This is a genomic window from Mesorhizobium tianshanense, assembly GCF_007830515.1.
GTDB lineage: Bacteria > Pseudomonadota > Alphaproteobacteria > Rhizobiales > Rhizobiaceae > Mesorhizobium > Mesorhizobium tianshanense.
In genome coordinates, this window is sequence record NZ_VLKT01000145.1 from 1 (window position 1) to 1,974 (window position 1,974).

The window sequence follows — 1,974 nt, forward strand, 5'->3', positions numbered from 1 at the left end:
TTTTTCAGCCGTGCCTGACCTCAGACTTGCGGTGAACATACCATTGTCAACGACTGGCGATCGTAAAGATCTTGTAAATTGATTTGAAGGATCCGACGTGCTCCCCGGATTATCCGCGTTCACGACGCCGAGGCCATCACCTGTGTTGGCAACGGATATTACGGCGCTGGCTACAGACCTTCGCAGCGTCTGGTCTGCACCAACGACGGACGCCAGGCTCAAAAAGTGCATCGCCCGCACGGTGATCCAAGAGGTGGTCGCCGATATGATGATGAAGCCTCCGAGATCGTCCTGCTGATCCATTGGATTGGCGGCTACAGATGGGTGTTATGAAACAGGATTGTAGTCGATCCCCCATTCTTCGATGCTGTTGCGTGCTTGCCGGTAGCTGGTGGAGAGCCGCTCGTTGAGACACTCATCGCGCAGCCGGCCATTGAAGCGTTCCACGAAGGCGTGTTGCATCCGCTGCCGGTGCGATGTTGTGCCATTCGACATGCCGATCTTCCTGCCATGCCAGGATGGTATTCGAGATCAGCTCGGTTCCGTAGCACCTACGGAAGGAAGAGAGGTAGCCGCCGCGACAGCGGTGCGCGCAGCTTTTCGCTGCAAGCGCGCACCGCTCGAGGCGGCCATGGCCAGTCAAGGTTTCTCTAGAATGTGAGTGTTCACAACCCATTCGGAGAGACCGACCATGACCAGCGCAAATATTATACCCGCCGATGCGGTGTTGGTAGCCATCGACATCGCCAAGGTTCGCAATGAAGTTCTGATCGAAGACCCAAGCCATAGACGCCGCCGCCGGCTGCCGGTCCTCAACAGCCGTGCAGAGCATGACCGTCTGATCGAGATCCTTCAGGCCTATGGCAGACCCGTGATCTGCGCCTTCGAGGCGACCGGGAACTATCACCGACCCATTGCATGGCGCTTGGCTGAAGCCGGTTTCGAGGTGCGGCTGGTGTCGTCGCTGGCACTCGCCCGAACCCGTGAGGCTTTGCACAACAGCTGGGACAAGAACGATCCCAAGGATGCGCAGGTGATGCTGCACATGCTCAGGATCCAGGCGACCCAGCGCTACCATGATCCACTGCGCGCCGGCATCAACGATGTGCAGGAGCTGTCGAAGACCCATGAAGCGATCGCAAGGGCCAAGACCGAGATACAGCACCGCATCCTGACGCATTATCTGCCGCTATATTTCCCCGAGATCGATCGCTTCCGTGGAAACAGCCGCAGCGATTGGTTCTTCGCTTTCCTCGATGCCTTTCCGACACCGGCAAGTATCACGACGCTGACGAAGGAAGAGTTTGTGACAGCCGCGTGGGATGTCGTCGGCCGCAAGGTCAGCAAGACGCAGATTCTGATGGATATTTACGAGACGGCACGCACATCGATCGGATTGCCGTTGCCGCTTGATGCCCCTGCCATTTGTATGTTCCGGATGGTCATTGCCGAAGCACGCAGCCTGATCCGGCAACGCAATGAGATCGAAACGCAGGCCGACGAACTGCTGCGGCACAGCCAGGATTACCAGCTCCTGCGACAGATCCCGGGCATCGGGCCGATCAACGCGTTGACGATCATTGCCGAAGCCGGAGATTTGCGCCGCTTCCATCATCACCGCCAGTTTCTCAAATTCTGCGGGCTAGATCTCTCAACCCAGCAGTCAGGCCAATATCGCGGCCAGACCCGCCTTTCCAAATTCGGCAATGCTCGGCTGCGCCGAACCCTGTGGATCGCCGGGCAAGTCGCCATCCGTCAGCGTGAGAATGGCTTTCGACACAAGTTCGAACGCTACATCGCGAGGGATCGCGACAATCCCGATCTGCGCCGCAAGGCCATGACCGCAATTACTGCCAAGATGGCCCGCGTCGTGCACGCTGTCGTCAAAGGCGGTTCAGACTACCGGCCCTTCGTCGAAGGGCGGGTGCCAGGTGGAAGGACCTCTGTCAGCTAGCCTGAAAAATTCACGGCGGG

2 protein-coding genes and 1 pseudogene are annotated in these 1,974 nt (G+C 58.3%); 1 reads left to right on the forward strand and 2 read right to left on the reverse strand.

Translation table 11 applies throughout. The annotated features are described in order from the left end of the window. Together IQ26_RS40200 and IQ26_RS40985 are read right to left on the reverse strand one after the other, a co-directional pair. Nucleotides 1–303: hypothetical protein (locus IQ26_RS40200; RefSeq protein WP_208760318.1), on the reverse strand; the 303-nt coding region annotated here is incomplete at its 3' end. A gap of 36 nt (nt 304–339) precedes the next feature. Further along, nucleotides 340–544: pseudogene (locus IQ26_RS40985) on the reverse strand (integrase core domain-containing protein); the annotation flags it as partial. 147 nt (nt 545–691) lie between these two features. Here IQ26_RS40985 and IQ26_RS38905 point away from each other — a divergent pair. Then, nucleotides 692–1,954, forward strand: a complete 1,263-nt coding sequence (locus IQ26_RS38905) for an IS110 family RNA-guided transposase (RefSeq protein WP_145723581.1) — start codon at nt 692–694, stop codon at nt 1,952–1,954. Nucleotides 1,955–1,974 lie beyond the last annotated feature (20 nt).